This window comes from Celeribacter arenosi (assembly GCF_039539485.1).
Lineage (GTDB): Bacteria > Pseudomonadota > Alphaproteobacteria > Rhodobacterales > Rhodobacteraceae > Celeribacter > Celeribacter arenosi.
This window is the reverse complement of sequence record NZ_BAABDF010000003.1, coordinates 150,831-175,612: the sequence shown is the minus strand read 5'-3', so window position 1 is coordinate 175,612 and position 24,782 is coordinate 150,831. Positions and strand designations below refer to the sequence as shown.

At 57.6% G+C, this 24,782-nt stretch carries 24 protein-coding genes and 1 tRNA gene; 13 read left to right on the top strand and 12 right to left on the bottom strand.

Going from position 1 to position 24,782, the window contains the following annotated elements:
* Entirely contained in the window at positions 1-1,425 is a 1,425-nt protein-coding gene (locus ABD815_RS03075; protein ID WP_344843295.1) for a nodulation protein NodH, read from the top strand.
* 10 nt (positions 1,426-1,435) lie between these two features.
* Here ABD815_RS03075 and ABD815_RS03070 read toward each other — a convergent pair whose 3' ends face one another.
* From ABD815_RS03070 to ABD815_RS03035, 8 genes are all read right to left on the bottom strand, one after another.
* Positions 1,436-1,900: a PTS sugar transporter subunit IIA gene (locus ABD815_RS03070; RefSeq protein ID WP_344843292.1), complete on the bottom strand. Its 465-nt coding sequence runs from the start codon at positions 1,898-1,900 to the stop codon at positions 1,436-1,438.
* A 48-nt stretch (positions 1,901-1,948) separates the two neighbouring features.
* Entirely contained in the window at positions 1,949-2,524 is a 576-nt protein-coding gene (gene hpf / locus ABD815_RS03065; protein ID WP_344843289.1) for a ribosome hibernation-promoting factor, HPF/YfiA family, read from the bottom strand.
* A gap of 242 nt (positions 2,525-2,766) precedes the next feature.
* Positions 2,767-3,507 carry an LPS export ABC transporter ATP-binding protein gene (lptB, locus tag ABD815_RS03060; RefSeq protein WP_425549842.1) on the bottom strand — a complete coding sequence of 247 codons (741 nt, stop codon included), beginning with the start codon at positions 3,505-3,507 and terminating at the stop codon, positions 2,767-2,769.
* Positions 3,498-3,998, bottom strand: a complete 501-nt coding sequence (gene lptA, locus ABD815_RS03055) for a lipopolysaccharide transport periplasmic protein LptA (protein WP_344843284.1) — start codon at positions 3,996-3,998, stop codon at positions 3,498-3,500. The genes lptB and lptA overlap by 10 nt, the downstream gene beginning before the upstream one ends.
* Before the next feature lie 17 nt (positions 3,999-4,015).
* On the bottom strand, positions 4,016-4,615 hold the full coding sequence (gene lptC, locus ABD815_RS03050; protein ID WP_344843282.1) for an LPS export ABC transporter periplasmic protein LptC: 600 nt from the start codon (positions 4,613-4,615) through the stop codon (positions 4,016-4,018).
* Positions 4,616-4,624: 9 nt separating this feature from the next.
* On the bottom strand, positions 4,625-5,587 hold the full coding sequence (locus tag ABD815_RS03045; protein ID WP_344843281.1) for a KpsF/GutQ family sugar-phosphate isomerase: 963 nt from the start codon (positions 5,585-5,587) through the stop codon (positions 4,625-4,627).
* A gap of 7 nt (positions 5,588-5,594) precedes the next feature.
* On the bottom strand, positions 5,595-6,206 hold the full coding sequence (locus ABD815_RS03040) for a ribonuclease D (protein WP_344843278.1): 612 nt from the start codon (positions 6,204-6,206) through the stop codon (positions 5,595-5,597).
* 91 nt (positions 6,207-6,297) lie between these two features.
* Positions 6,298-6,384: transfer RNA gene (locus tag ABD815_RS03035), tRNA-Leu, on the bottom strand.
* 142 nt (positions 6,385-6,526) lie between these two features.
* Between ABD815_RS03035 and ABD815_RS03030 the strand changes: the two genes are divergently transcribed.
* Positions 6,527-7,513, top strand: coding sequence for a complex I NDUFA9 subunit family protein (locus ABD815_RS03030; protein ID WP_344843276.1), 987 nt, complete (start codon positions 6,527-6,529; stop codon positions 7,511-7,513).
* A 45-nt stretch (positions 7,514-7,558) separates the two neighbouring features.
* On the opposite strand, the gene ABD815_RS03025 is transcribed toward ABD815_RS03030, so the two are convergent.
* The gene (locus ABD815_RS03025) at positions 7,559-8,365 is read right to left on the bottom strand and encodes an undecaprenyl-diphosphate phosphatase (RefSeq protein WP_344843274.1); all 807 of its coding nucleotides are present in this window, start codon (positions 8,363-8,365) and stop codon (positions 7,559-7,561) included.
* A gap of 234 nt (positions 8,366-8,599) precedes the next feature.
* On the opposite strand from ABD815_RS03025, the gene ABD815_RS03020 reads away from it, so the two are divergent.
* From ABD815_RS03020 to ABD815_RS02995, 6 genes are all read left to right on the top strand, one after another.
* Complete coding sequence (locus tag ABD815_RS03020; RefSeq protein ID WP_344843271.1) at positions 8,600-10,033, top strand: NAD(P)-dependent oxidoreductase; 1,434 nt, start codon at positions 8,600-8,602, stop codon at positions 10,031-10,033.
* Between the two features lie 109 nt (positions 10,034-10,142).
* Positions 10,143-14,678: a glutamate synthase large subunit gene (gltB, locus tag ABD815_RS03015; RefSeq protein WP_344843269.1), complete on the top strand. Its 4,536-nt coding sequence runs from the start codon at positions 10,143-10,145 to the stop codon at positions 14,676-14,678.
* A 102-nt stretch (positions 14,679-14,780) separates the two neighbouring features.
* Positions 14,781-15,506 (top strand): monofunctional biosynthetic peptidoglycan transglycosylase, encoded by a 726-nt coding sequence (gene mtgA, locus ABD815_RS03010; RefSeq protein WP_344843266.1) that lies wholly within the window; start codon positions 14,781-14,783, stop codon positions 15,504-15,506.
* A gap of 44 nt (positions 15,507-15,550) precedes the next feature.
* Positions 15,551-16,216, top strand: coding sequence for an FtsZ-binding protein FzlA (fzlA, locus tag ABD815_RS03005; protein ID WP_344843264.1), 666 nt, complete (start codon positions 15,551-15,553; stop codon positions 16,214-16,216).
* Between the two features lie 63 nt (positions 16,217-16,279).
* The gene (gene queG / locus ABD815_RS03000; RefSeq protein WP_344843261.1) at positions 16,280-17,329 is read left to right on the top strand and encodes a tRNA epoxyqueuosine(34) reductase QueG; all 1,050 of its coding nucleotides are present in this window, start codon (positions 16,280-16,282) and stop codon (positions 17,327-17,329) included.
* Positions 17,330-17,343: 14 nt separating this feature from the next.
* Positions 17,344-18,255, top strand: coding sequence for a DMT family transporter (locus ABD815_RS02995; protein ID WP_344843258.1), 912 nt, complete (start codon positions 17,344-17,346; stop codon positions 18,253-18,255).
* On the opposite strand, the gene ABD815_RS02990 is transcribed toward ABD815_RS02995, so the two are convergent.
* Both ABD815_RS02990 and ABD815_RS02985 read right to left on the bottom strand, forming a co-directional pair.
* Entirely contained in the window at positions 18,256-18,747 is a 492-nt protein-coding gene (locus ABD815_RS02990; RefSeq protein WP_344843256.1) for a hypothetical protein, read from the bottom strand.
* 62 nt (positions 18,748-18,809) lie between these two features.
* Positions 18,810-19,679 (bottom strand): branched-chain amino acid aminotransferase, encoded by an 870-nt coding sequence (locus ABD815_RS02985; RefSeq protein WP_344843253.1) that lies wholly within the window; start codon positions 19,677-19,679, stop codon positions 18,810-18,812.
* Between the two features lie 153 nt (positions 19,680-19,832).
* Here ABD815_RS02985 and ABD815_RS02980 point away from each other — a divergent pair, with 153 nt between their 5' ends.
* From ABD815_RS02980 to dxs, 5 genes are all read left to right on the top strand, one after another.
* Positions 19,833-20,345 carry a MarR family winged helix-turn-helix transcriptional regulator gene (locus ABD815_RS02980; protein WP_344844242.1) on the top strand — a complete coding sequence of 171 codons (513 nt, stop codon included), beginning with the start codon at positions 19,833-19,835 and terminating at the stop codon, positions 20,343-20,345.
* Entirely contained in the window at positions 20,342-21,040 is a 699-nt protein-coding gene (locus ABD815_RS02975; RefSeq protein WP_344843250.1) for a response regulator, read from the top strand. Before ABD815_RS02980 ends, ABD815_RS02975 begins: the two co-directional genes overlap by 4 nt.
* A gap of 72 nt (positions 21,041-21,112) precedes the next feature.
* Positions 21,113-21,355 carry an exodeoxyribonuclease VII small subunit gene (locus tag ABD815_RS02970; RefSeq protein WP_344843247.1) on the top strand — a complete coding sequence of 81 codons (243 nt, stop codon included), beginning with the start codon at positions 21,113-21,115 and terminating at the stop codon, positions 21,353-21,355.
* Positions 21,355-22,221, top strand: coding sequence for a polyprenyl synthetase family protein (locus ABD815_RS02965; protein ID WP_344843245.1), 867 nt, complete (start codon positions 21,355-21,357; stop codon positions 22,219-22,221). Before ABD815_RS02970 ends, ABD815_RS02965 begins: the two co-directional genes overlap by 1 nt.
* 14 nt (positions 22,222-22,235) lie before the next feature.
* The gene (gene dxs, locus ABD815_RS02960; protein ID WP_344843243.1) at positions 22,236-24,164 is read left to right on the top strand and encodes a 1-deoxy-D-xylulose-5-phosphate synthase; all 1,929 of its coding nucleotides are present in this window, start codon (positions 22,236-22,238) and stop codon (positions 24,162-24,164) included.
* Here the strand turns inward: dxs and ABD815_RS02955 are convergent.
* Positions 24,161-24,751, bottom strand: coding sequence for an exopolysaccharide biosynthesis protein (locus ABD815_RS02955; RefSeq protein ID WP_344843241.1), 591 nt, complete (start codon positions 24,749-24,751; stop codon positions 24,161-24,163). The genes dxs and ABD815_RS02955 overlap by 4 nt on opposite strands.
* Positions 24,752-24,782: the final 31 nt, after the last annotated feature.

The following is a 24,782-nucleotide window of genomic DNA, read 5'->3' as shown; positions in this document are numbered from 1 at the left end:
ATGTCCGAGACCTTTGATTACTTCGTGATTTTCGCCGAGATGCGGACAGGGTCCAATTTTCTGGAAGAGAATATCAACGCGTATTTCGGCCTGAAATGTTGGGGCGAAGTCTTCAATCCGCATTTTATCGGAAAGGCTAAAAAGGAAGAGCTTTTAGGGGTTAGCCTGCCTCAGCGGGAGGCAGATCCATTGGTTCTCCTCAACCGGCTGCGGGAAAAAACCGATGGCTTGGCGGGGTTTCGTTTCTTTCACAACCATGACCCGCGCGTGTTGCAGCACATCATTGATGATCCCCGATGTGCGAAGGTGATTTTGACCCGAAACCCGCTCGAAAGCTATGTGTCGCGGAAAATTGCAACTGAAACCGGTCAGTGGCGGTTGGGCGACTTGAAGGACGCGAAGACCGCGCAGATCACCTTTGAGCGGGATGAATTCGAGCGGACTCTAGACGAGGTGAAGCGGTTTCAACTCTTCCTGCAGCGCGCTCTGCAGACCCGGGGTCAGACCGGATTTTATCTGAACTACGAAGACATTCAGGACATAGACGTCATCAACGGCATGGCGCGGTATCTCGGTGTTGATGAGGTTCGTGGCCGTACAGTGCAAAAGACCAAGGTGCAAAACCCCGCGAGCCTCGAAGACAAGGTGCGAAACTATGACGAGATGGTCGCAGCCTTGGGGTCGATTGATCACTTCAACCTTGGGAACACCCCGAACTTCGAACCTGCCCGTGGACCTGCAGTTCCGACGTTTGTTGCGGCGGCGGAAAGTCCGATTCTCTACATGCCCATGCGTGGCGGGCCGGATCAGGCCGTTACAGCCTGGCTTGCTGCACTCGATGAGGTGCACAAAGAGCAATTGAAGGCCGGGTTCACTCAAAAGTCGCTGCGCCAATGGAAACGCAAGAATAAGGGCCACCGGAGTTTTGTGGTGCTGCCCCATCCAGTTGAACGACTCCACCGCGTTTTCTGCCGGCACTTCGCGTCGTTTTCTGCCGACACTTTTTCCGAGATCAGGAATGTGTTGCGAGCGACCTATAAGCTACCTCTGAGCGAAGGTGCGCCTGACGCGGATTACACATTGGAACGTCACCGTGAGGCGTTTCTGAAATTCGCCGACTTTGTGCGCGGGAACTTGGGGGGGCAGACATCGGTGCGCGTTGATGGCGGGTGGGCAACCCAGTCCGAGGTTATCAAGGGGTTCGGCGAATTCGGATTTCCCGATCACCTAATCCGTGAGGACGAAATGGGGCAGCTATTGCCATCGCTCGCAGCAAGCGTTGGTTGTAACGCGATTGACGTGCCGCAACCCGATGACGACGGCGTTTACGCCCTCGCGGATTTCTACGATGCGCAAATCGAAGAGGCGGTCAAAGCCGCCTATCAACGAGATTACATGATGTTCGGGTTCGGCCCTTGGCGATAAGCAGGTGTGCTTAGGCGGCTTTCACCGCCGGACCTGCGGCAAGGATCGCGTGAAGCGTTGCTGCGTCGGCATTTGCACGAAGCTTTGCACAAATGTCGGGGTCACGCATGGTGCGCGAGACGAGCGCCAGTGCTTTTAGGTGGTCAACGCCCGACTCTGCAGGCGCAAAGAGAGCAAAGACCAGATCAACCGGCTGCCGGTCTACGGCGTCGAAATCCATCGCTTTCTCGAGGCGGACGAAGGCCCCGACAATACGGTCGAGACCTTCTAGGCGTGCATGGGGGAGCGCGACCCCGTGCCCCACACCGGTGGGGCCGAGGCTCTCGCGCTCCTGCAAGGCGTCAACGGTATCATTCGCCGACAGACCATAGGCTGCCGCCGCAATGTCACCCAGATCCTGAAACAGGCGTTTTTTACTGGTCATCTTGCCGACGACCTTAACGGCCTGCGGTTCGAGTAATTTCGTTATGTCCATTCAGGTACTGGTCCCGTTCCGTCTATATGCGGCGGCAAACGGGCCTTTCTAACTTGCGTTATTCGGGTCAATCCAACCGATGTTCCCGTCCGGGCGTCGGTAGACGACATTAACTTCTGTCTTTCCTTCGTTCCTGAACACGAGAACCGGTGCGCCGGCGAGTTCCATCTGCATCACCGCTTCACCAACGGAGAGTGTAGGAACACGCGTTTGCATCTCCGCGATGATCATTGGCTGCAGTGTATCGGGCTCTTGATCGTCTTCGTGTTCGGACGCGGCGAGGATATACTGTGAAGCTCCGAAGATTTCAACAGGCTCCGTACGGTCCTTATGGTGGTCTTTCAGGCGGCGTTTGTACCGTCTAAGTTGTTTCTCCATTTTCTCCGCACATGCTTCGAACGCAGCATAGATTTCATGGGCGTGGGCGCTGGCTTGCGCCGTTAGACCGGTGGAGAGGTGGACGACCGCCTCGCAATTGAACTCTGCGCCGTTTTTCGAGAAGACGACGTGCGCGTCGGTGGGGCGCTCGGCGTATTTCTTGATCACTTCGGAGAGTTCGTTTTGAACGTGTGTCTGAAGCGCTTCGCCAATGTCGATTTGCTTACCACTGATCTGATACCGCATGAGATACCTCCTTCTTTGTGTCAGGCTTCATCCACGGAACGAGGGTGTTCCGTTGAGGCCAAAGGTTTTCCGTCGGTACGGGATGTGATGCCCATGTCCAGCTTCGCCGCCGCGTCTTTTGGGGACCGGTGCAAAAGCGCCTTGGTCGGAAGGATCAATGTGGCGCGTGCCTTGGGACGATGGTTATGCATCACCTGTATTTGGCGGCAATTAGGGGGGTAGAGTCAATAGAAACCGGTGGGTCAGATACGGAAATTGTCACCTAGGTAAACCCGTCTGACCGTTTCATCGGCCACGATTTCATCGCGTGTGCCGGACATAAGAACCTGCCCATCATGCAGGATGTATGCACGGTCGATAATTCCCAATGTTTCCTGAACGTTATGGTCTGTGATCAGAACGCCGATCTGGCGGTTTTTGAGATCGGAAACGAGCCCACGGATTTCCGCGACGGCGATCGGGTCCACGCCTGCGAAAGGTTCGTCGAGCAGCACGTAGGAAGGGTTCGCGGCAAGGCATCTTGCGATCTCAACGCGCCGCCGTTCCCCACCCGAAAGGGCCAATGCAGGCGCACGTCGCAAATGGGCGATTGAGAACTCGGACAACAGATCCTCTAACCGCTCGCGGCGCACCAGCGGGTCTTTTTCCGCGACTTCCAGAATTGCGAGAATGTTGTCTTCGACACAGAGCCCGCGGAAAATCGACGCTTCCTGAGGGAGATAGCCGATTCCAAGCTTTGCGCGGCGATACATAGGTAGCAGCGTAATGTCGCGGCCATCGACAATGACCTGACCGGCTTCGGGCATTACCAAGCCGGCAATTGAGTAAAAGCAGGTTGTCTTGCCCGATCCGTTCGGTCCGAGCAGGGCGACAACCTCGCCTCGATCGAGATCGAGCGTGACATCGCGAATAACCGTGCGACGCTTGTAGCCCTTTCGCAGATTTCGGACCCTGAGCCCGCGTTCCGGTTCCACTACTTTGATCCGGGCTGAAGAATTGTGCGGACACGTCCGTCGATCTGGCCGTTTCCGGTTTCCAGATCAATCACGAGTCGTTCACCGGAAATCGCATTCGGGCCCTGTGTGAGAATCACATCACCGGTAAGGGTAACTGTTGCGGATTTGAGGTCGTAGTCTGCGGACTGCGCCTCCACAGCCTCGTTTCCGTTCGTCATGGTCACGCCGCCGGACGCCATCAGGCGCGCGATTTCTTCGGTGTCTTCGGCATAGATAACTTCGACCGTGCCAGCCGAGAGCTTCAATTCACCCTGTCCAACAAGAACATTGCCGGAAAAAATTGCCTTACCCGTTTCCTGCGCCACGGAAAGCTGGTCGGAAGTGACCTCTATTGGAAGCGTGCTATCATGCTGGAAACTGCCAAATGCAACGGACGTGCCCTGTGCAATTGCGCCTGACGCGAGGGGCAATAGGCCGGCAAGGGCCAGAGCAAATGCCAATTTTCGAAACTCGGACACGTAAACCCCCAGAATGTTCAAGGCTGATATATCAGCCTAACCCCGTTCTTGAAAACCAGTTGGTACTGCTTGTCGACCCCGACCTCCGAGATTTCCATGCTGCCCGCGTGAATTGTTCCTGCGGGCCCCTCTGCATCGACGGCTCCGGGGCTTTCTATTTTCGAGGCATCCAGGAGGGCGGCGATCCTGTCGGTTTTGATCGAATAGGCGCTGGAGGTGCGTACAACAACGCTACCGGAAAGCTCTGCGACCCGCCCTGGTCCGTCAATGACGCCATCGTTTGCCGTGAGGGTGACAGTCGTTCCATCCGGAAGGGCAAGTTCACCCGAGATCGTGCTGCCATTTATCACGTCGTTATTCGACAAATCGGGACGCACACGGTCCGCGTTCAGGGACAATTCTCCCCCATCGGTGAGAACGGTTGCAAAGGACGCGCCATCGAGTCGCTGCTCACGTGCAAGCGTTTCGATGTCGACCCGCGCATAGGGAATCGTGCTTGTCGTGTCGGGGCGGCGCGAGAACAGGAATAGGGTCGCCAGAATCGCAAGGCTTGCGAGTGGAAGGATGACCTTTGCGTAGGCCACAAAGCGGGAATGGGAGTTGTCGTAGCGCGCCATGGCCACGTTCTACACGACACCCGCGCGCAAGCAGTCCTGAATCTTCAAAATTCCGCACGGGCGACCGTCATCGGCAGGATCCCGCACAAACAGGCAGGTGATCGAGCGTTCATCCATCCGCGCCACTGCCTTTTCCGCAACGGCGTCTGCAGCGATCGTGAGCGGGTTGGCGGTCATGATGTCACCGGCCGTTTTGTCCAGTAGGCCGTCAATGTGGCGACGCAGGTCACCATCGGTGATGATCCCTGCGAGGCCGCCCTGATCGTCGAGAACGCCGACGACACCGAATCCCTTGGCCGAAATTTCGTCGAGCGCCGCACGCATCGAAGTGGCCGCTTTGACCAATGGCATGTCTGTGTGCATCAGGTCGCGAACCTTGGTCAGGCGTGCACCAAGCTTTCCGCCCGGATGCAGCAGGCGGAAATTATCCGCGGTGAAGGAGCGTGTTTCCATCAGGGCAATAGCGATGGCATCGCCAAGCGCCAGCGTCATGGTGGTCGATGTGGTTGGCACGATCCCCTGATCGCAGGCTTCTTCCACTTTGGGCAGGATTAGACCCACATCACAGGCTCTGATCAGCGCGCTATCAGGCTTGGATGCGATACCGATCATAGTGATCCCGAAGCGACGCGTGTAGGCGATGAGGTCTGCAAGTTCGGGCGTTTCCCCCGAGTTCGACAACACCAGAACCACATCATCGGGCCCGATCATTCCGAGATCGCCGTGGCTGGCTTCGGCGGGGTGAACGAAATGGGCAGGCGTCCCAGTAGATGCGAGGGTCGCGGCAATTTTGCGTCCCACGTGGCCGGATTTACCCATTCCCGTGACGATTACGCGGCCTTTGGAAGCGAGAATGGCCTGCGTGGCCGTCGTGAAGTCCGTGCCCAGTGATTCCGCCAGTAAGGCGAGCGCTTCGGCTTCACGGCGGATGACGCGTTGTCCGGTTTTGATAAATGCGGAAGTGTCGGTCATGCCAGCCTCAGTGCGAGAAAATGTCGATTTCGGGCCAGCCTTCGAGGTCCAGCCTTGCTCGGGTCGGCAAGAAATCAAAACAGGATTGCGCGAGGTCATCGCGACCTTCACGCACCAGCATCTCGTCGAGCTTTTCTTTGAGCTGGTGGAGGTAGAGAACATCGGAGGCAGCATAGTCGAGTTGCGCTTCGGTAAGAGTCTTTGCACCCCAGTCGCTCATCTGCTGGTACTTCGAAATGTCGGTTTTCAGCAATTGATCGAGCAGATTCTTCAGCCCATGACGATCCGTATAGGTGCGCACGAGTTTCGACGCGATCTTGGTGCAATAGACCGGCTGAGCCAGCGCGCCAAAGGCATGATACATCGCCGCGATGTCGAAACGTCCGAAATGGAAGAGTTTGAGCACATTCTGATCTTCGAGCATCCGGCAGAGATTCGGTGCATCGGACTGACCCTTTTCGATCTGGACGAGATGCGCATTTCCGTCACCGCCGGACATTTGCACAAGGCAGAGACGGTCGCGGTGCGGATTTAGTCCCATCGTTTCGCAATCGATAGCGACCACGGGGCCCAGATCAAGGCCGTCGGGCAGATCGTTGTGATAGTGAAAATTCGCCATAATCTGCCTCGTCATTGGGGTTTGCGACCCGTGCATATGACGAACGCGGCACTTGGGCAAGCGCCGCGCGAGCGGTAAATATTTGGGGAAATGGTGCCCAGGAGAGGACTCGAACCTCCACATCGTTGCCAATACTAGCACCTGAAGCTAGCGCGTCTACCAATTCCGCCACCTGGGCAGGTGTCGTGAAGCCGCGATTTATAGAGGCGGGGGGGCACTGTCAACGTCGATTTGGATGGTTTACGACGGATGCGTTATCGACTTGTCCGGCGAGACGCGAAAAGCTAAACCAAAAGCGGCTTTTGATAGGGGAGACGCAGATGTCGAAACTGGTCACCATCTACGGCGGCAGCGGCTTTGTCGGACGTTATATTGCACGGCGCATGGCGAAGGCCGGTTGGCGCGTTCGCGTGGCAGTTCGCCATCCCAATGAGGCGCTCCACGTAAAACCATATGGCGCGGTCGGGCAGGTTGTGCCGGTGTTTTGCAACATCCGCGACGATGCATCTGTCCAAGAGGTGATGATCGGCGCCGACGCCGTCATTAACTGTGTTGGCGTTCTGACGGAAAAGGGCAGAAACTCGTTTGAGGCTGTTCAGGCGGAAGGCGCTGCGCGGATTGCGCGGATCGCGACCGCCCAAGGCGTTTCGCGGATGGTGCATATCTCTGCGATTGGTGCCGATGCCGAGGCGGAGTCAGAATACGCCCGGTCCAAGGCCGAAGGCGAAGCCGGCGTTCTCGCGGCTTTCCCGAGGGCGACGATCCTGCGTCCGTCGGTGATTTTCGGAACCGAGGATGAATTCTTCAACCGTTTTGCAAAGATGGCGCTTTGGGGTCCGGTCCTGCCTATCGTTGGCGGCGACACGAAATTCCAACCCGTTTATGTCGATGACGTTGCCCGCGCCGCAGTTGCGGCGATTGAGGCCGATGATGCGAGCGGCGTCTATGAATTGGGTGGGCCCGACGTCGATACATTGTCCGGCCTGATGGGCGATATGTTGGGTCAGATCCATCGCAAGCGTCTCGTGCTAAATCTGCCCTTCTGGGTAGGTAACATCATGGCTTCGGTGTTTTCGGTCCTGCAGTTCATCACATTGGGTTTGTTTCACAACAAAATCCTGACGCGCGATCAGGTGAAAAACCTCCGCTTGGACAACGTCGTGTCCAGTGACGCGAAAGGTTTCTCCGACCTTGGGATCGCGCCAACGGCGATGGAGGCCGTTTTGCAGGAATACCTTTGGGTGTATCGCCCATCGGGTCAGTTCGATGCGATCCGCGACAGTGCGAAGAATCTTCGCGACATCTGATGGGTGATCAGAATTTGGAAAGGCGCGCTCTTAGGCGCGCCTTTTTTATGCCGTGTAGGCGATGATGAGCAAAATGGTCCCGAGCGCGACACGGTAAATTACATAGGGCGTGAAGCTAACCGAGCGAAGCAGTCTCATCATCAAAATCAACGCGAATAGAGCCGCGCCAAAGGCGAAGGCCGCGCCGATTGCCGCGTCACGCAGGAGTTGCCAGTTAGCGTCACCGACGACTTCCGCACCCAACAAGGCGCCCGACGCGATAATGGTCGGAATGGACATCAACATCGACAGGCGCGCTGCGTCTTCGCGCGCATAGCCCAGTGCGCGTGCGCCGGTAATCGTGATTCCCGAGCGCGAAGTGCCGGGAATGAGAGCGACGGCTTGCCACAGCCCAAGGATGATGGCGTCGCGGAGCGTCCACTCTTCCTGCCCCTTGGTTGCGGCCCCTTTCTGGTCGAACCAGTAAAGCACGATTCCGAAAATCAGCATCGCCCAACCGATGACCGCAATTGATCGCATCATGTCCGAAAGTCCGGTGATCTTGAGCAGCAATCCGACTACGATCACGGGGATAGTTGCGATGAGCAATAGAAAGGCGAGGCGCGAACCCGCGGTATCAATCCGTCCGGTCAGGAGGCGCGGAACGCCAAAGAGCGCCATTTTCACGTCCCGCCAAAAATAGGAAACCACCGCGCCGAGGGTGCCCACATGGACCGCAACGTCGATCGCTTGGCCCTGATCCTGAACGCCCATGAATATCGGCAAAAGAATCAGGTGTCCGGACGAGGAAACCGGCAGGAATTCTGTGAGGCCCTGAATGATTGCGACGATCAGGAGATACGCGAGGCTCATGGAAGAATTCCAATTCAGGAGCTGGGTTCAATTTCGCGCCAAGTTAGAATCATTGATTCTAAAGGAGAAGAGGCAAGTTAGGTAAGTATGAGTGACCTAAAAATCGGCAAACGCGGCGTGCGGATAGGGCGTCGGGAGCAAAAAGTCGAAAAATAGGGAAGTGTTTATGACTTTTATTTCGTTTTGACTGCGTGTAGAACACGCGAAATTGCGACCAGCTTGGAGAATTGCGACATGGCGAAGGAGCCTATGCTGAAGTTTGTAACTGTGGATCGGGATATGCCGATCAAGCGGGACGCAGACGACAGGAAATCGGATTTCCACGAGATCTACGCGGAATACGCCGATACCAAAGCGAAAGAGCAGGCCGCGCGTTGTTCGCAGTGTGGTGTGCCCTATTGTCAGACGCATTGTCCGCTGCACAACAACATCCCCGACTGGCTGCGCCTCACGGCGACCGGCCGGTTGCAGGAAGCATATGAGCTTTCGCAGGCGACAAACACCTTTCCAGAGATTTGCGGCCGCATTTGCCCGCAGGACCGTTTGTGTGAAGGTAACTGTGTGATTGAACAGTCCGGTCATGGCACCGTGACTATCGGGTCGGTCGAAAAATACATCACCGACACAGCGTGGGAAGAGGGCTGGGTGCAGGCGATTTCGCCCGCTGTTGAGCGCGAGGAAAGTGTCGGGATCATCGGCTCCGGACCCGGTGGTTTGGCCGCCGCTGATCGCCTGCGACGTGCGGGTTTGAAGGTCACTGTCTATGAGCGCTCCGATCGCGCGGGCGGTTTGATGACCTATGGCATTCCGGGCTTTAAACTCGAAAAAGAAATCGTCATGCGGCGCGTTAAGCAGTTGGAGGATGGCGGCGTTGAATTCATTCTCAACTGTGAAGTCGGCGAAGACATTTCCTTTGATGCTATTCGCGGCAAACACGATGCTGTCCTGATCGCGACGGGCGTTTACAAGTCCCGCGATCTCGCTGGTCCGGGATCCGGAGCAGAAGGCATCGTTCGTGCGATTGATTACCTCACTGCGTCGAACAAAGTTTCCTTTGGCGATACGGTCGAAGAGTATGAAAGTGGCGAGCTGAACGCGGCCGGTAAGAATGTCGTCGTGATCGGCGGTGGTGACACGGCCATGGATTGTGTGCGCACAGCTGTTCGCCAGGGCGCGACCTCGGTCAAATGTCTCTACCGTCGTGACCGCGCCAACATGCCGGGATCGCAGCGGGAAACGCAGAACGCCGAAGAAGAAGGCGTGGAATTCGTCTGGCTCGCTGCGCCCAAGGGGTTCGCGGGCGATCCGGTTTCGGGCGTGATGGTTCAGAAAATGCGCCTCGGCGCGCCGGATGCCTCGGGACGTCAAAGCCCCGAAGTGATCGAAGGCGCGGACTACGTCGAAGAGGCGGATTTGGTCATCAAAGCACTCGGGTTCTCGCCCGAAGACCTGCCACAGCTTTGGGGAACAGAGGGCCTCGAAGTGACTCGTTGGGGCACGGTTATGGCTGATTTCACCACGCATGCGACGTCTCTCGATGGGGTCTATGCCTGCGGTGACATCCAGCGCGGCGCAAGTCTGGTCGTTTGGGCAATCCGCGATGGACGCGAAGCCGCGGATGCGATGCTCGAGTATATCGACCAGTCAACGGCGATCGCGGCTCAGTAGGTAAAATGGCGCATCGGGTGCGTGTCGGACGATCACAGTCGACCACCGGTGAATGAATTTTCAATAAAGGGCAACTCGCCCTGACCCACCAAAGAGGAAGGGTTAAAACATGGCAAAATACGACGAAAACTGGGCCGCCCGCGAAGAAGCGAAGCGCAAGTGGATGACCGAGAATGCGCTGTTTCGCGAAGAGGATGAACACTCTTCCTGCGGCGTGGGTCTTGTGGTGTCTGTCGACGGATCGAAGTCGCGTAAGGTTGTCGAGAACGGCATCACGGCGCTGAAGGCAATTTGGCACCGCGGTGCGGTCGACGCCGACGGGAAAACCGGTGACGGCGCAGGTATCCACGTCCAGATCCCTGTCCCCTTTTTCTACGACCAAGTTACGCGCACCGGCCATAAACCACGCGAAAATGAACTGCTGGCCGTGGGTCAGGTGTTCTTGCCGCGCACTGATTTTGGCGCACAGGAAACCTGCCGGACCATCGTGGAGAGCGAAGTGCTCCGCATGGGGTACTACATCTATGGTTGGCGCCACGTGCCGGTGAAAACCGATTGCCTGGGCGAAAAAGCCAATTCTACCCGTCCGGAGATCGAACAGATCCTGATTTCCAACTCCAAGGGCGTGGACGAGGAAACATTCGAGCGTGAGTTGTACGTCATTCGCCGCCGGATCGAAAAAGCCGCCGCCGCCGCCGGTGTGCAGTCGCTCTATATCTGTAGCTTATCGTGCCGCTCGATCATCTACAAAGGCATGATGTTGGCCGAACAGGTTGCCGAGTTCTATCCTGACCTGCTCGACGATCGGTTCGAGAGCGCCTTTGCAATCTATCACCAGCGTTATTCGACCAACACTTTCCCGCAGTGGTGGTTGGCCCAACCGTTCCGGATGCTCGCGCATAACGGCGAGATCAACACGATCAAGGGCAACCTGAACTGGATGAAGAGCCACGAAATCCGCATGGCCTCGTCTACCTTTGGCGAGATGGCGGAGGATATCAAACCGATCTGCCCGCAGGGGTCGTCGGATTCCGCAGCACTTGATGCGGTGTTTGAGGTTCTGGTGCGCGCGGGTCGTTCCGCGCCTATGGCCAAGACGATGCTGGTGCCCGAATCCTGGTCAAAAACGGCCGAGGAACTGCCCCAGTCATGGCGTGACATGTATTCCTATGTGAACTCCGTGATGGAGCCATGGGACGGACCTGCCGCGCTCGCCATGACCGATGGTCGCTGGGTTTGTGCGGGGCTTGACCGGAATGGTTTGCGCCCGATGCGCTATGTCGTCACCGGTGACGGATTGGTTATTGCCGGTTCTGAGGTTGGCATGGTGCCCACAGATGAATCGACCGTTGTGGAAAAAGGTGCACTCGGACCTGGTCAGATGCTCGCCATCGATATGGCCGAGGGCAAACTCTACCACGACGTGCAGATCAAGAACCGCCTAGCAGAGGCCCAGCCGTTTGGTGAGTGGGTCGGCAAGATCAACGATCTCGAAGACGAGCTGAGCGGCATCGCCGAAACGGCTCTCTTTACCGGTGCCGAACTGAAAAAACGTCAGATCGCGGCCGGTTACACAATTGAAGAGCTCGAACAGGTGCTGGCCCCGATGGCCGAGGATGGCAAAGAGGCGCTGGCGTCTATGGGCGACGACACGCCATCGGCGGTTCTGTCGACCAAGTATCGCCCGTTGTCGCATTTCTTCCGGCAGAACTTTTCGCAGGTGACAAACCCGCCGATCGACAGTTTGCGCGAATTCCGCGTGATGAGCCTCAAGACGCGGTTCGGTAACCTCAAGAACGTGTTGGACGAGGATTCGAGCCAGACCGAGATTCTCGTGCTCGAAAGCCCGTTCGTGGGCAACGCACAGTTCGACGCGCTCAAGACCCATTTCAACGCGCCCATGAAAGAGATCGATTGTACCTTTGCGGTGAATGCGGGTCCCGAAGCATTGCGCAAGGGCCTCGACCGTGTCCGTGCGGAGGCCGAAGAGGCCGTGCGTTCCGGCGGCGGGCACATTGTCCTCACCGACCAGCATCAAGGGCCGGATCGCGTCGCTATGCCGATGATCTTGGCGACCTCTGCGGTACATTCGTGGCTGACGCGCAAAGGGTTGCGGACATTCTGTTCGATCGGAGTGCGCTCGGCCGAATGTATCGATCCGCACTACTTTGCTGTGCTGATTGGCTGTGGCGCGACGATTGTGAACGCCTATCTGGCAGAAGACAGTCTGGCCGACCGTATCGAGCGTGGGCTTTTGGATATGTCGCTCACCGATGCGGTCGCAAAGTATCGCGATGCTGTGGATCAGGGTCTGTTGAAGATCATGGCGAAGATGGGGATTTCGGTGATTTCCTCCTATCGCGGCGGCATGAACTTTGAGGCGGTCGGTCTGTCGCGTGCAATGGTCGCGGAGTTCCTGCCCGGCATGCACAGCCGCATTTCCGGCATCGGTGTCGGCGGTATCCAGAAGAAAATGGAAGGCGTGCACAAACAGGGCTGGCTCGGGGGCAATACACTGCCGATCGGCGGATTTTACAAAGCGCGCAAGACGGGTGAAACCCATGCTTGGGAAGCTACGTCGATGCACATGCTGCAATCGGCCTGTGACCGTGCGTCATATGAGATGTGGAAACAGTATTCGGCCAAGATGCGGTCGAACCCGCCAATCCACCTGCGCGATCTATTGGATTTTAAAGCCATCGGAAAGCCTGTGCCAATCGAAGAGGTCGAGTCGATTACCTCGATTCGCAAACGTTTCGTGACGCCAGGCATGTCGCTGGGCGCATTGTCCCCTGAGGCGCACCGCACCTTGTCGATTGCGATGAACCGGATCGGCGCAAAGTCGGATTCCGGTGAAGGCGGCGAGAGCCCGGATGATTTCACACCGGAACCCAATGGCGACAACGCATCCGCAAAGATCAAACAGGTCGCATCGGGACGTTTCGGCGTCACAGCGGAGTATCTGATCCACTGCGAAGAGTTGGAGATCAAAGTCGCGCAGGGTGCCAAGCCCGGTGAAGGTGGTCAGCTTCCTGGTATGAAGGTCACGGACCTGATCGCAAAGTTGCGGCATTCGACGAAGGGCGTGACGCTCATTTCGCCGCCGCCACACCACGACATCTACTCGATCGAAGACCTCGCGCAGCTGATCTACGATCTCAAACAGATCAACCCGCGCTGTAAAGTGACGGTGAAACTTGTTGCGTCCTCCGGTGTCGGCACGATTGCGGCCGGTGTGGCAAAGGCGAAGGCGGATATCATCCTGATTTCGGGTCACAACGGTGGCACAGGCGCGTCTCCGGCGACGTCGATCAAGTTCGCCGGTTTGCCGTGGGAAATGGGTCTGACCGAGGCGCATCAGGTTCTCGCGATGAACAACCTGCGTGAACGCGTAACTCTGCGCACCGACGGTGGTCTGCGCACGGGTCGTGACATTGTCATGGCCGCGATGATGGGTGCCGAGGAATACGGGATCGGCACTGCTGCGCTCATCGCGATGGGCTGTATCATGGTGCGTCAGTGCCAGTCGAACACATGTCCTGTTGGTGTGTGCACGCAGGATGATCGCCTGCGCGAAAAGTTCACCGGTAATGCCGATAAGGTCGTGAACCTCATCACCTTCTACGCTCAAGAAGTGCGCGAAGTGCTGGCCGAACTTGGAGCCCGCAGCCTCGACGAGGTCATCGGACGTGCGGATCTGCTAACGCAGGTGTCGCGTGGCTCTGCGCATCTCGACGATCTCGACCTCAACCCGCTTCTCATCACGGTAGATGGGGCGGACAAGATCGTCTACGACCGCTCCAAGCCGCGCAACGCGGTGCCCGATACGCTCGACGCACAAATCGTGTCGGACGCGGCGCGCTTTCTCAACGACGGCGAAAAAATGCAGCTTTCCTACGCGGTGCAAAACACTTTGCGCACCATCGGGACGCGAACTTCGAGCCACATCGTGTCGAAATTCGGGATGCGCAATAACCTGCAGCACGACCATCTCACCGTGAAACTCACAGGTTCGGCGGGTCAATCGCTCGGTGCCTTCGCCGCACCGGGACTTAAGATTGAAGTGTCGGGCGATGCCAATGACTATGTCGGCAAGGGCCTGTCAGGTGGGATTGTTGTCGTTCGCCCGCCCATGCATTCACCTCTGGTGGCGGCACGCAACACGATCATCGGGAACACTGTTCTCTACGGTGCGACGGATGGCTATCTCTTCGCTGCCGGTCGTGCAGGCGAACGGTTCGCGGTGCGTAACTCCGGCGCCAAAGCCGTGATCGAAGGCTGCGGCTCCAACGGGTGCGAATACATGACCGGCGGTGTTGCGGTTATCCTTGGATCCATTGGCGCGAACTTTGGTGCAGGGATGACTGGCGGAATGGCCTATCTGTACGATCCCGAAGGCACGGTGCTCGATCTGATGAACATGGAAACGCTGGTGACTTGCCCGGTGACCGTGGATCATTGGGAAACCCAATTGCGTGACCTTATCGAACGCCATGTGGCTGAAACCAACTCACGCCGCGGACGCGATATCTTGTCTGATTGGGAATCGGAAATTGGCAATTTCGTCCAGATTTGCCCGAAAGAGATGTTGGTACATCTGCCTGTGCCACTCTCGATCGAAAAAGGCGCTATTCCCGCAGAATAGGGTCGAAATAAGCTGTGTCGAAAAGCCCCCCTTTGCGGGGGCTTTTTGCATCGATGGGCTGGGCTCTTGACCTTTGGGGCGGGTCAGTGACACTTCACGTATATGGCGCGTAAAACCAGAACCAAGGCGAAATCCAAACCGCAGAACCGGCTCGCGCAGGGCATTCGACGCGTCCGCCGAACGGTCTTGCGCGGACTTTTGGGAATTGCTGTGCTGGGCATGGTTTGGGTGATTGCGTATAGCTTTCTACCTGTGCCGACGACGCCTTACATGATTGCCGAAAGTCGGCGTGAAGGCGGCGTCGATTATCAATGGATCTCTGTAGACGAAGTTGCGCCGGTGATGCTGCGCGCGGTTGTGGCGGCGGAGGACGCGAATTTTTGCCAACATTGGGGGTTCGACCTCGATGCGATCCGGTCGGTTATCGAAGCCGGCGGCGAACGCGGCGCGTCGACAATTACTCAGCAAGTGGCGAAAAATGCCTTTCTTTGGCATGGACGGAGTTGGCCGCGAAAAGCGTTAGAGGCTTTGCTGACACCGGCTGTCGAGGCCGTATGGACAAAGAGGCGCATTCTTGAAGTTTACTTGAACATCGCGGAATTTGATCGCGGTGTATTTGGCGTCGAGGCAGCATCACGCCACTATTTCGGGGTCGGACCCGAGGCGCTCAGCGCGACGCAGGCCGGTCGTTTGGCCGCTGTCCTGCCCGCGCCAAAGGACCGCAATGCTGCAAAAGCGGGTGCCTTCGTTCAGCGGCGAAGCGCGCAAATCGTAGATGGCGCGGCGACAATTGCGCGGGACGGTCGTGCGTCCTGTTTCGAGGATTGAAACCGCGCGGCTTTCGCGGCAAGTAGGTGAAAACAGGTGAGATGATGATCAGATTGTTCCATGTACCTTTGTCGCCCTTCTGTCGGAAGGTGCGGTTGTGTCTTGCCGAAAAAAAGCTCGAAGTTGAGCTAGTGGAAGAGCGGTATTGGGAAAAGGATGCAGATTTTCTGCGCCGCAACCCCGCCGGAAAAGTGCCGGTTCTGCGGATTGACGACATGATTCTCACCGAGAGTTCAGCAATCTGCGAGTACCTTGAAGAAATTCATCCAACTCCGTCGTTGATGCCGCGCGATCCACAGGAACGGTTCGAAGTTCGCCGTCTGGTGTCGTGGTTTGACGACAAATTCCATGATGAAGTGACCTCGAACCTGCTTTACGAGCGGGTGAACCGGAAAATTCAAAAGGCCGGGTATCCGGATTCGGGCAACGTCAAAGCCGGCGCGAAAGCGATCAAGTATCACCTTGATTACATGGCGTGGCTTCTGGATCGTCGTCGGTGGTTGGCGGGGAATGAAATGACGTTGGCCGACTTTGCGGCCGCGGCCCATTTGTCATCGCTCGACTATATTTCCGATGTCGATTGGAACCGCCAGCCGGGGGTGAAGGATTGGTACGCAAAGATCAAATCGCGTCCTGCGTTCCGGTCGCTCCTAGCCGATCAGGTCGCTGGATTTCCACCGCCCGCGCATTATGCGGACCTCGATTTTTAAACAGATCGGGCCGCTGACGCCGACCGGTTCCGGATATGGGGTTGGTCAGAAAAGGGGGCCTTTTTGGCCGGATTAGACAAAGAATCCATTCGTCAGCGCGCCTTGGAAGAAGGGTTTTCCAAGGTTGGCTTTGCACGGCCCGACATGCCGGATGCGCGGGCCCGACTGGATGCCTTTGTCGACGCAGGATACCATGGACAGATGGGATGGATGGCCGAGCGAATGGCTTGGCGCGGCGATCCAACTGCGCTTTGGCCGCAGGCGCGCACGGTGATCATGCTGGCCGAGGTCTATACGCCCGAACACGATCCGATGGAATTTCTGGAGCGACCCGAAACAGGTGCGATCTCTGTCTACGCGCAGGGGCGCGACTATCATGACGTGGTCAAAAAACGGCTCAAACGGCTGGGCCGCTGGCTCATTGAGGCGGCGGGTGCGGACACGGAGATCAAGGTTTTCGTCGATACCGCGCCAGTGATGGAAAAACCTTTGGCGGCGAAGGCGGGACTTGGCTGGCAGGGCAAACACACCAACCTTCTGGGCCGTGATCTGGGGAACTGGTTCTTCCTCGGTTCGATTTTCACAACGCTCGAAATCGACCCTGATCCGGCGGAAATCGAACATTGTGGGTCCTGTCGTGCCTGTCTGGATGTGTGCCCAACGGATGCGTTTCCGGCGCCATTCAAGCTCGACGCACGCCGGTGCATTTCCTACCTCACGATCGAACATCACGGGCCGATCGACGAAGACTTACGCGCCAAAATGGGCAACCGCATCTATGGCTGCGACGACTGTTTGGCGGCGTGTCCTTGGAACAAGTTTGCGGTTAAAGCGAGCGAGGCAAAATATGCCGCCCGCGACGACTTGATAGCACCGCCGCTTTCGGAATTGGCCGCGCTTGATGACGTGGGTTTTCGGGCGCGGTTTTCCGGATCACCGATCAAACGGATCGGAAGGGACCGCTTTGTGCGAAACGTGCTCTACGCCATCGGCAATTCGGCGCAGCCCGAATTGTTGCCATCTGCGCAGGCACTGGTGGATGATCCCGATACCACTGTAGCCGATGCGGCGCGGTGGGCGGCGGTGCGATTGCGTGCTGCGGAGGAAAGCTAGCGGGGAGACGACCAATGGTGATGCGGGGTATTGCGCTCAAACTGGCGTCCATCACTGTCTTCGTGTCCATGGCGGTTTTGGTGAAATTTGCCAGCGCGACAGTGCCGCCATTCGAGGCCGCATTTTTCCGGTCACTTTTTGCGATTCCGGTGGTTGGCGGATATCTCGCGGTAACTGGTCGATTGCGCGCCGGTGTGCGGGTCAATTCGGTGCAGGCCCATGTTTGGCGCGGGCTGGTCGGGTCTTTTGGTATGATGTTGGGCTTTGCGGCGCTGGCATTGTTGCCGCTGCCGGATGCGACGGCGATCGGGTATGCCGCACCTCTGCTCGTCGTGATTTTTTCGGCGATGTTTCTGGATGAGCCGGTGAGGGTTTTCCGGTTTACGGCAGTTTTCGCAGGTCTTTTGGGTGTCCTGATTGTCTTGGCACCAAAGCTGACGCTTATGAATGGGGAGCCCAGCGAACGTGAACTGCTCGGAGCGGTCGCGGCGCTTGGTGGCGCGGGGATTGCCGCATTGGTGCAGCTCTATATGCGCAAACTTGTCCGCACGGAGAGTACGACATCAATTGTATTCTGGTTCTCGGTGACATCAACGCTCATGACGCTTGCGACACTGCCCTTTGGGTGGGTCATGCCAGCACCGGCGGCCTTTATCGCGCTCGTCGGCGCGGGATTATGCGGAGGATTGGGGCAAGTGTTTCTAACGGCGTCCTATCGGTACGCGAGTCCGGCGGTTTTGGCCCCGTTCGAGTATAGTTCGATGGTCCTCGCCCTAATCGCGGGTATCGTGTTTTTCGCGGAATTTCCGACGAAAGCGACGATGCTCGGGGCGTCGATAATCATAGTCGCGGGCCTCGCAATTATCTGGCGCGAGCGAAAACTAGGTCTCGCAGAGAGCCGTCTTCGCAAGCCGACACAGATGTAATCAGTTGAAGATTCGATCCCAGAAAGACGGCTCCAGAGCCGCACGACGCGCGGCTTCGCGCGCCACAGCGGTGCGTTGCGCAACAAGCATTCGTTCCGCTTCTGCAGCTGGTCTGATCCCTTCTGCCGCGCGCGAGACAGGATAGGGTCCGATGCGGCTTTGGCCGACGAGATAGGTCACGAAGACGTCCCGCCCGCCCGGCACCGTGCGAAACCTCACCTGCGCCTCGACATCGTAACGCGAAAAGGCCGACTGCAACGCGTCGACATAGTCCGTTTCCGACGCCTTTCCGGGGGCGTCAGTCCCGATATCGATGACTGCGAGGATCATCGACTTGTCTGAAATCTGGCCTGCCTCGACCAGTTTTTCAAACGTAATGCCAAGCGGTCTCAACGCAGGGTTCTGCGTTACCATGTAGGCGGAAAGTGCAAGGATCGCTGGCCCGACGATGAACAGGCCAACTAGGACTAGGGTCAACGTGTCCCGTTTCATAGTGAAGCCTCCGGATATCTCCTAAACGAAGCATGTCACATGAGGCTTTCGGGACCGTTAACTTATGCGCGCACCAGCTTTTCGTAGGCTTCGGCGATATCGCGGGTCAGCTTGCCAACTTCGAAAGAATAGTCACCAATCTGGCCCACCGGGGTCACTTCTGCGGCGGTTCCGGTCAGCCAGCATTGCTCGAACCCTTCGAGTTCCTCTGGCATGATGCGGCGTACGTGAACCTTGATTCCGCGCTCTTCGAGCATCGAGATGACGGTTTGGCGGGTGATGCCGTTAAGGATCGCATCTGGATCGGGCGTGTGCACTTCGCCGTCCTTCACGAAAAAGATGTTCGCGCCGGTCGCCTCAGCCACGTAGCCGCGGTAGTCCATGAAGAGCGCGTCAGAGCAGCCTTTCAATTCGGCGGCGTGTTTGGACATCGTGCAGATCATGTAGAGACCTGCCGCTTTGGCCGCGGTCGGGATGGTTTCGGGCGACGGGCGTTTCCATTTCGCGATGTCGAGCTTTGCACCCTTCATTTTCGCGTCGCCGTAATAGGCGCCCCATTCCCACGCCGCGACGGCCATTCGAACCGGATTGCGATTGGAGGCGACACCCATATCTTCGCCCGCGCCGCGCCATGCGATTACGCGGACATAGGCGTCGGTCCATCCATTGGCCGCGAGCACATCGTACTTCGCCTTTTCAATCTCTTCGACCGAGTAGGGGATCGGCATGTCGAGAAGTTCGCCCGATTTCAGCAGACGGGCGGAATGTTCGGCGGACTTGAAGATCTTGCCGTTGTAGCAGCGTTCACCCTCGAACACCGAGGAAGCGTAGTGCATTGCATGCGTCAGGATGTGAACATTCGCCTCCCGCCAATCGACGAGCGAGCCGTCCATCCAGATTTTTCCGTCGCGATCGTCGTATGAACCGGCCATTTGGCTACTCCAGCTGGTTAGAAAGTTGCTCGAATCCGGCAAATAATGCATGGATTATTGCGCTAAATCCCGCGTTCGCTATCAATTCAACCTTGGAATGTCAATAAGGCTGACTTAAAGTGTCGAGAATTCGACCAATGAGGCATGAGTATCATGGTAGACGGTAAATCCGGCAGCGCAGGTGGTAGCGAGTCGCTCCTATTTCTGACCGACGAACAGCTGCGCAAAGGCATTGAGGCCATGTTCTTTGCCTATCGTGGCTTCACGGCTGATCCCGACCGTATTCTTGAGCAACACGGTTACGGGCGCGCGCATCACCGCGCGATCCACTTTATAAATCGCTCTCCCGGTACGACCGTGAACAACCTTTTGAACGTGCTTGGCGTCACAAAACAGTCTCTAAACCGGGTGTTGCGGGCATTGATTGCGGATGGTCTGGTCGATAGCCGCGTGGGTAAGATGGACAAGCGCGAACGTCATTTGCATTTGACATCAACCGGCAAGACGCTGGAAGCTGAGTTGTCAGAGGCACAGCGTGCCCGAATGAGGGCGGCGTTCCGCGAGGCCGGGCACGAAGCGGTGACCGGGTTCCGTCAGGTACTCGAGGCGATGATGGACCCTGAGCAGCGCGTGCATTTTAATGCCTTGAAGGAGGAAGACGTTTGAGTGGCGATATTCATCTATTGATCGTTGATGATGATGAACGCATTCGGACTCTGCTTCAAAAGTTTCTGATCCGGAACGGTTTTTGCGTCACAGCAGCACGCGACGCTGCACATGCGCGTCGTTTGCTGGTCGGACTAGAATTTGATCTGATCGTTCTTGATGTCATGATGCCGGGCGAAGACGGGATTTCATTGACGCGCGCTCTGCGGGACACCATTTCCACGCCGATCCTTTTGCTCACTGCCAAAAGCGAGACAGCGGATCGAATTAAGGGCCTCGAAGCCGGAGCGGATGATTACCTCGCCAAACCGTTCGAGCCCAAAGAGCTCCTTTTGCGGATCAACGCGGTTTTGCGGCGTATGCCTGCGGTGGTTGAAACGCCAGCCCTGCCAAAATACCTGCATTTGGGTCGATTTCGCTACGATGCAGAGCGTGGCGAGCTTTGGGACGGGGATCAGGTGATCCGCCTCACGGCGACTGAATCACAGCTCATGCGGATTTTCTCCGCGACGCCGGGGGAGCCGGTCACGCGAACCGATCTGGTGGAGCGATTGGGTCGCGATGGGGGGCAGGCGCAGGAGCGTGCGGTTGATGTTCAGATCACCCGCCTGCGCCGGAAATTGGAGAATGATCCGCGCCAGCCACGCTACCTTCAAACCGTGCGCGGCGCAGGGTATATGCTGACACCTGAATGAACCTGATGATCCACTCTGGCCAAGGGCAGGGCGGAGCGTATAGTGAGCCCCAAAGCGATAGGGAGCGATCACATGACAGAAAAATCCGTGTCCGAAATGAGTTTCGAAGAGGCGATGGCCGAGCTTGACGCGGTGGTGGGCAAGCTTGATCGTGGCGAGGTGCCGCTGGATGAAAGCATTGCGCTCTATCAACGTGGCGCGGCCCTCAAATCGCATTGCGAAGCCAAGCTGAAGGAAGCCGAGGAGAAAGTGGAAAAGATCACCACCGGACCCGACGGCGCGGCAACAAAGACCGAAAAGGTCGACGGCATCTGATGGACCAAGAGCTTTCGCGCTGCAAACAGGCCGTTTCTGCCTGCCTCGACACAGTTTTGGATGAATTCGGGTCGAATTCAGTCGCGGATGGAATGCGGTACGCGACGCAGGGCGGCAAGCGATTGCGGGCCTATTTGGTCATGGAGAGTGCAGCTTTGCATGGCATTGCGGATGCGACCTCTGTGTGGGCAGCGGCGTCCATCGAGGCGATGCATGCCTATAGTCTCGTCCATGACGATTTGCCTGCGATGGATGACGACGATCTGCGACGTGGACAGCCAACGGTCCACCGAAAGTGGGACGAAGCGACCGCTATTCTGGTCGGTGATGCGCTCCAAACCCTGTCTTTTGACCTGCTGACTCGGCCCGAGTTTGATGTTTCCGATCAGGCCCGCATCGCCTTGTTGAGATCGCTAGCGCAGGCTTCTGGTGTGCAGGGCATGGTCCTCGGGCAGGCCCAGGACATCGCGGCAGAAACCGCTGAGCGTCCTCTGACCTTGACCGAAATTACAGCGCTGCAGCGTAACAAGACCGGCGCCCTGATTGAATGGTCCGCGCAGGCCGGTGCAGTGATGGCAGGAAGGGACACGACGCATCTGGGGAATTTTGCCCGGGCACTTGGCCTCGCGTTTCAGATTCAGGACGACATTCTCGACGTTGAGGGCGATGTTTCCAAAATCGGAAAAGCCGTCGGCAAAGATGCGGATGCGGGTAAGGCGACGTTTGTGTCCCTGCTCGGCCTCGCAGGCGCGAAATCCCGCGCAGCCAGCCTCGTAGAGGAGGCGAAAGACGCGCTTGAGCCCTATGGTGAGACAGCGGGTCCCTTGCGAGACCTCGCTGCTTTCGTTATTTCGCGAGACACCTGATAAAAGCGAGCACCATGTCGGACCGCCCAAACACGCCCCTTCTCGACCGGATCACGGCCCCTGCCGATATGAAGGGGCTGTCGGACGTCGAGTTACGTAAACTTGCCGATGAAGTGCGCGCAGAGACGATTTCAGCGGTCTCCGAAACCGGCGGGCATCTCGGTGCGGGACTGGGTGTGGTGGAGCTAACCGTGGCATTGCACGCGGTGTTTGACACGCCGCGTGACAAATTGATCTGGGATGTGTCCCACCAGTGCTATCCGCATAAAATCCTGACCGGCCGTCGCGACCGCATTCGCACATTGCGCCAACAGGGCGGATTGTCCGGTTTCACCAAGCGTTCTGAAAGCCCCTACGATCCCTTTGGCGCGGCGCATAGTTCGACCTCGATCTCGGCTGCGCTCGGTTTTGCCATGGCGCGCGAAATGGGCGGGCAGCCCGAAAGTGGCATCGGTGATGCCATCGCAGTGATCGGTGACGGATCGATGTCCGCCGGCATGGCGTTCGAGGCCATGAACAACGCAGGCCATTTGGGCAAACGCCTTATCGTCATCCTCAATGACAATGAAATGTCGATTGCTGAGCCAACCGGTGCTTTGTCGACCTATTTGACGCGCCTCTATGCCGGCGCACCATTTCAGGAACTCAAAGCCGCTGCCAAGGGTGCCGTCTCCCTGCTGCCGCATCCTTTTCAGGAAGGCGCACGACGGGCAAAGGAAATGCTCAAGGGCATGACCGTCGGCGGCACTTTGTTCGAAGAGCTCGGATTTTCCTATGTTGGCCCTGTGGACGGTCACGATATGGATACTTTGCTCTCGGTCCTGCGCACCGTCAAAGCGCGTGCGGCTGGACCGGTCCTCATCCACGCCATCACGCGCAAGGGCAAAGGTTATGCCCCTGCCGAAGCAGCAATTGATAAAGGTCATGCGACCGCGAAATTTGACGTGCTTACGGGTAAACAGACGAAATCGGTATCGAATGCGCCGAGCTATACGTCTGTCTTTGCCAAATCCTTGGTTGCCGAGGCTGGACAGGACGACAAAATCTGCGCCGTCACGGCGGCGATGCCTGACGGCACCGGGTTAAACCTGTTCGCCGAACGGTTTCCAAACCGGTGTTTCGATGTTGGTATCGCAGAGCAGCACGCGGTCACTTTTTCTGCCGGTCTCGCCGCAGGTGGGATGAAGCCGTTTTGCGCGATCTATTCCACGTTCCTGCAGCGCGGCTACGACCAGATCGTCCATGATGTGGCGATCCAGCGTCTTCCCGTGCGCTTCGCTATCGATCGCGCCGGATTGGTGGGCGCCGATGGGGCAACACACGCGGGATCGTTTGACACGGCGTTTCTGTCGAACCTGCCAGGATTTGTGGTGATGGCGGCGGCCGACGAGGCCGAGTTGGTCCACATGGTGGCCACTGCAGCGGCCTATGACGAGGGGCCGTCGGCGTTCCGGTATCCGCGCGGGTCCGGTGTAGGCGTGGAACTGCCTGAACGTGGTGTCCCGATTGAAATTGGCAAAGGTCGCATCCTGCGCGAAGGCACGCGCGTTGCGCTGCTGTCCTTTGGAACCCGTCTCGAACCCAGCCTGAAGGCTGCCGAAGCACTACAAACACGCGGAATCTCGACCACAGTGGCCGATGCCCGGTTCGCAAAGCCCCTCGACGAAGCGCTTATCCGCGACCTCGCTGAAGAGCATGAGGTTTTGATCACTGTCGAAGAAGGTGCCATCGGCGGCTTTGGATCGCACGTGGCGCAGTTTCTGGCCGAGGACGGTCGGTTCGATACAGGCCTGAAATTCCGCTCGATGGTGCTGCCCGATACCTTTATCGACCAGGCGAGCCCAGAGGCGATGTACCATATTGCGGGCCTGAGCGCGGAAGATATCGAGGCGAAGGTGCTGCAGGTTTTGGGTATCACCGACTTGGCAGCAAAGCGCGCTTAACCGCTCACCTGACCGACAAACATGACGATTGCGACGGCGAAGGCCGAGATCATCGCATAACCGGCCAGCATTAAAAATCCGTCGCGCACCATGATTCCGAGCGCAAGCAGGGAAATCCCAAAGCACGCCACGGATGTGACGAGCGGTAGCACTTCGAGAAACGGCATGATGCAGGCCACGGCAAGGGTCACGATAAATGCGATGCTGCGCAAAGGGCGTTTGGCCAACATTGTAATACGCTGTTCCGTGCGCGCATCGACCCAGGCCGCGGGTTTTTCGAGCCATTTGACCGCCTGCGCGAGCCTTTTTTGCGGCATATGCCATCTTTGAATGAATTGCGGCACCCAGAGGTGGTCGGCGCCGACTAGTGCGTTGATTGCGATGACGGCAATGAGGATCGAGCCCAGTGTGGGCGCGCCGGGTATGCCTGAGACAGGGGATACGAGGATTAGGGCGGGAACCAGCAATGTGGGCGCAAAGGAGCGATGGCCGATTTCGTCCAGTACATCCCCGATAGACACGCTGTCGCTGTGGCAGGCGTTGCGAAGCGCGGTCAGGATATCGCCCAGAGATCTTGGTTCGTCCATTTAGCTTTTCCCTACCGTTCACATGCCCAAC

Excerpts from the sequence above, each read along its gene's own strand:
- ABD815_RS03025 (WP_344843274.1), bottom strand. The coding sequence starts at position 8,365 with ATGAGCCTCGCGTATCTCCTGATCGTCGCAATCATTCAGGGCCTCACA.
- ABD815_RS03020 (WP_344843271.1), top strand. The coding sequence starts at position 8,600 with ATGGCGAAGGAGCCTATGCTGAAGTTTGTAACTGTGGATCGGGATATG.
- ABD815_RS02985 (WP_344843253.1), bottom strand. The coding sequence starts at position 19,679 with ATGGCCGGTTCATACGACGATCGCGACGGAAAAATCTGGATGGACGGC.
- ABD815_RS02955 (WP_344843241.1), bottom strand. The coding sequence starts at position 24,751 with ATGGACGAACCAAGATCTCTGGGCGATATCCTGACCGCGCTTCGCAAC.
- ABD815_RS03045 (WP_344843281.1), bottom strand. The coding sequence starts at position 5,587 with ATGACCGACACTTCCGCATTTATCAAAACCGGACAACGCGTCATCCGC.
- ABD815_RS03040 (WP_344843278.1), bottom strand. The coding sequence starts at position 6,206 with ATGGCGAATTTTCACTATCACAACGATCTGCCCGACGGCCTTGATCTG.
- dxs (WP_344843243.1), top strand. The coding sequence starts at position 22,236 with ATGTCGGACCGCCCAAACACGCCCCTTCTCGACCGGATCACGGCCCCT.
- gltB (WP_344843269.1), top strand. The coding sequence starts at position 10,143 with ATGGCAAAATACGACGAAAACTGGGCCGCCCGCGAAGAAGCGAAGCGC.
- hpf (WP_344843289.1), bottom strand. The coding sequence starts at position 2,524 with ATGCGGTATCAGATCAGTGGTAAGCAAATCGACATTGGCGAAGCGCTT.
- fzlA (WP_344843264.1), top strand. The coding sequence starts at position 15,551 with ATGATCAGATTGTTCCATGTACCTTTGTCGCCCTTCTGTCGGAAGGTG.
- ABD815_RS02990 (WP_344843256.1), bottom strand. The coding sequence starts at position 18,747 with ATGAAACGGGACACGTTGACCCTAGTCCTAGTTGGCCTGTTCATCGTC.
- mtgA (WP_344843266.1), top strand. The coding sequence starts at position 14,781 with ATGGCGCGTAAAACCAGAACCAAGGCGAAATCCAAACCGCAGAACCGG.
- ABD815_RS02970 (WP_344843247.1), top strand. The coding sequence starts at position 21,113 with ATGACAGAAAAATCCGTGTCCGAAATGAGTTTCGAAGAGGCGATGGCC.
- ABD815_RS02980 (WP_344844242.1), top strand. The coding sequence starts at position 19,833 with ATGGTAGACGGTAAATCCGGCAGCGCAGGTGGTAGCGAGTCGCTCCTA.
- ABD815_RS02965 (WP_344843245.1), top strand. The coding sequence starts at position 21,355 with ATGGACCAAGAGCTTTCGCGCTGCAAACAGGCCGTTTCTGCCTGCCTC.
- ABD815_RS03075 (WP_344843295.1), top strand. The coding sequence starts at position 1 with ATGTCCGAGACCTTTGATTACTTCGTGATTTTCGCCGAGATGCGGACA.
- ABD815_RS03030 (WP_344843276.1), top strand. The coding sequence starts at position 6,527 with ATGTCGAAACTGGTCACCATCTACGGCGGCAGCGGCTTTGTCGGACGT.
- ABD815_RS03070 (WP_344843292.1), bottom strand. The coding sequence starts at position 1,900 with ATGGACATAACGAAATTACTCGAACCGCAGGCCGTTAAGGTCGTCGGC.
- lptC (WP_344843282.1), bottom strand. The coding sequence starts at position 4,615 with ATGGCGCGCTACGACAACTCCCATTCCCGCTTTGTGGCCTACGCAAAG.
- ABD815_RS02995 (WP_344843258.1), top strand. The coding sequence starts at position 17,344 with ATGGTGATGCGGGGTATTGCGCTCAAACTGGCGTCCATCACTGTCTTC.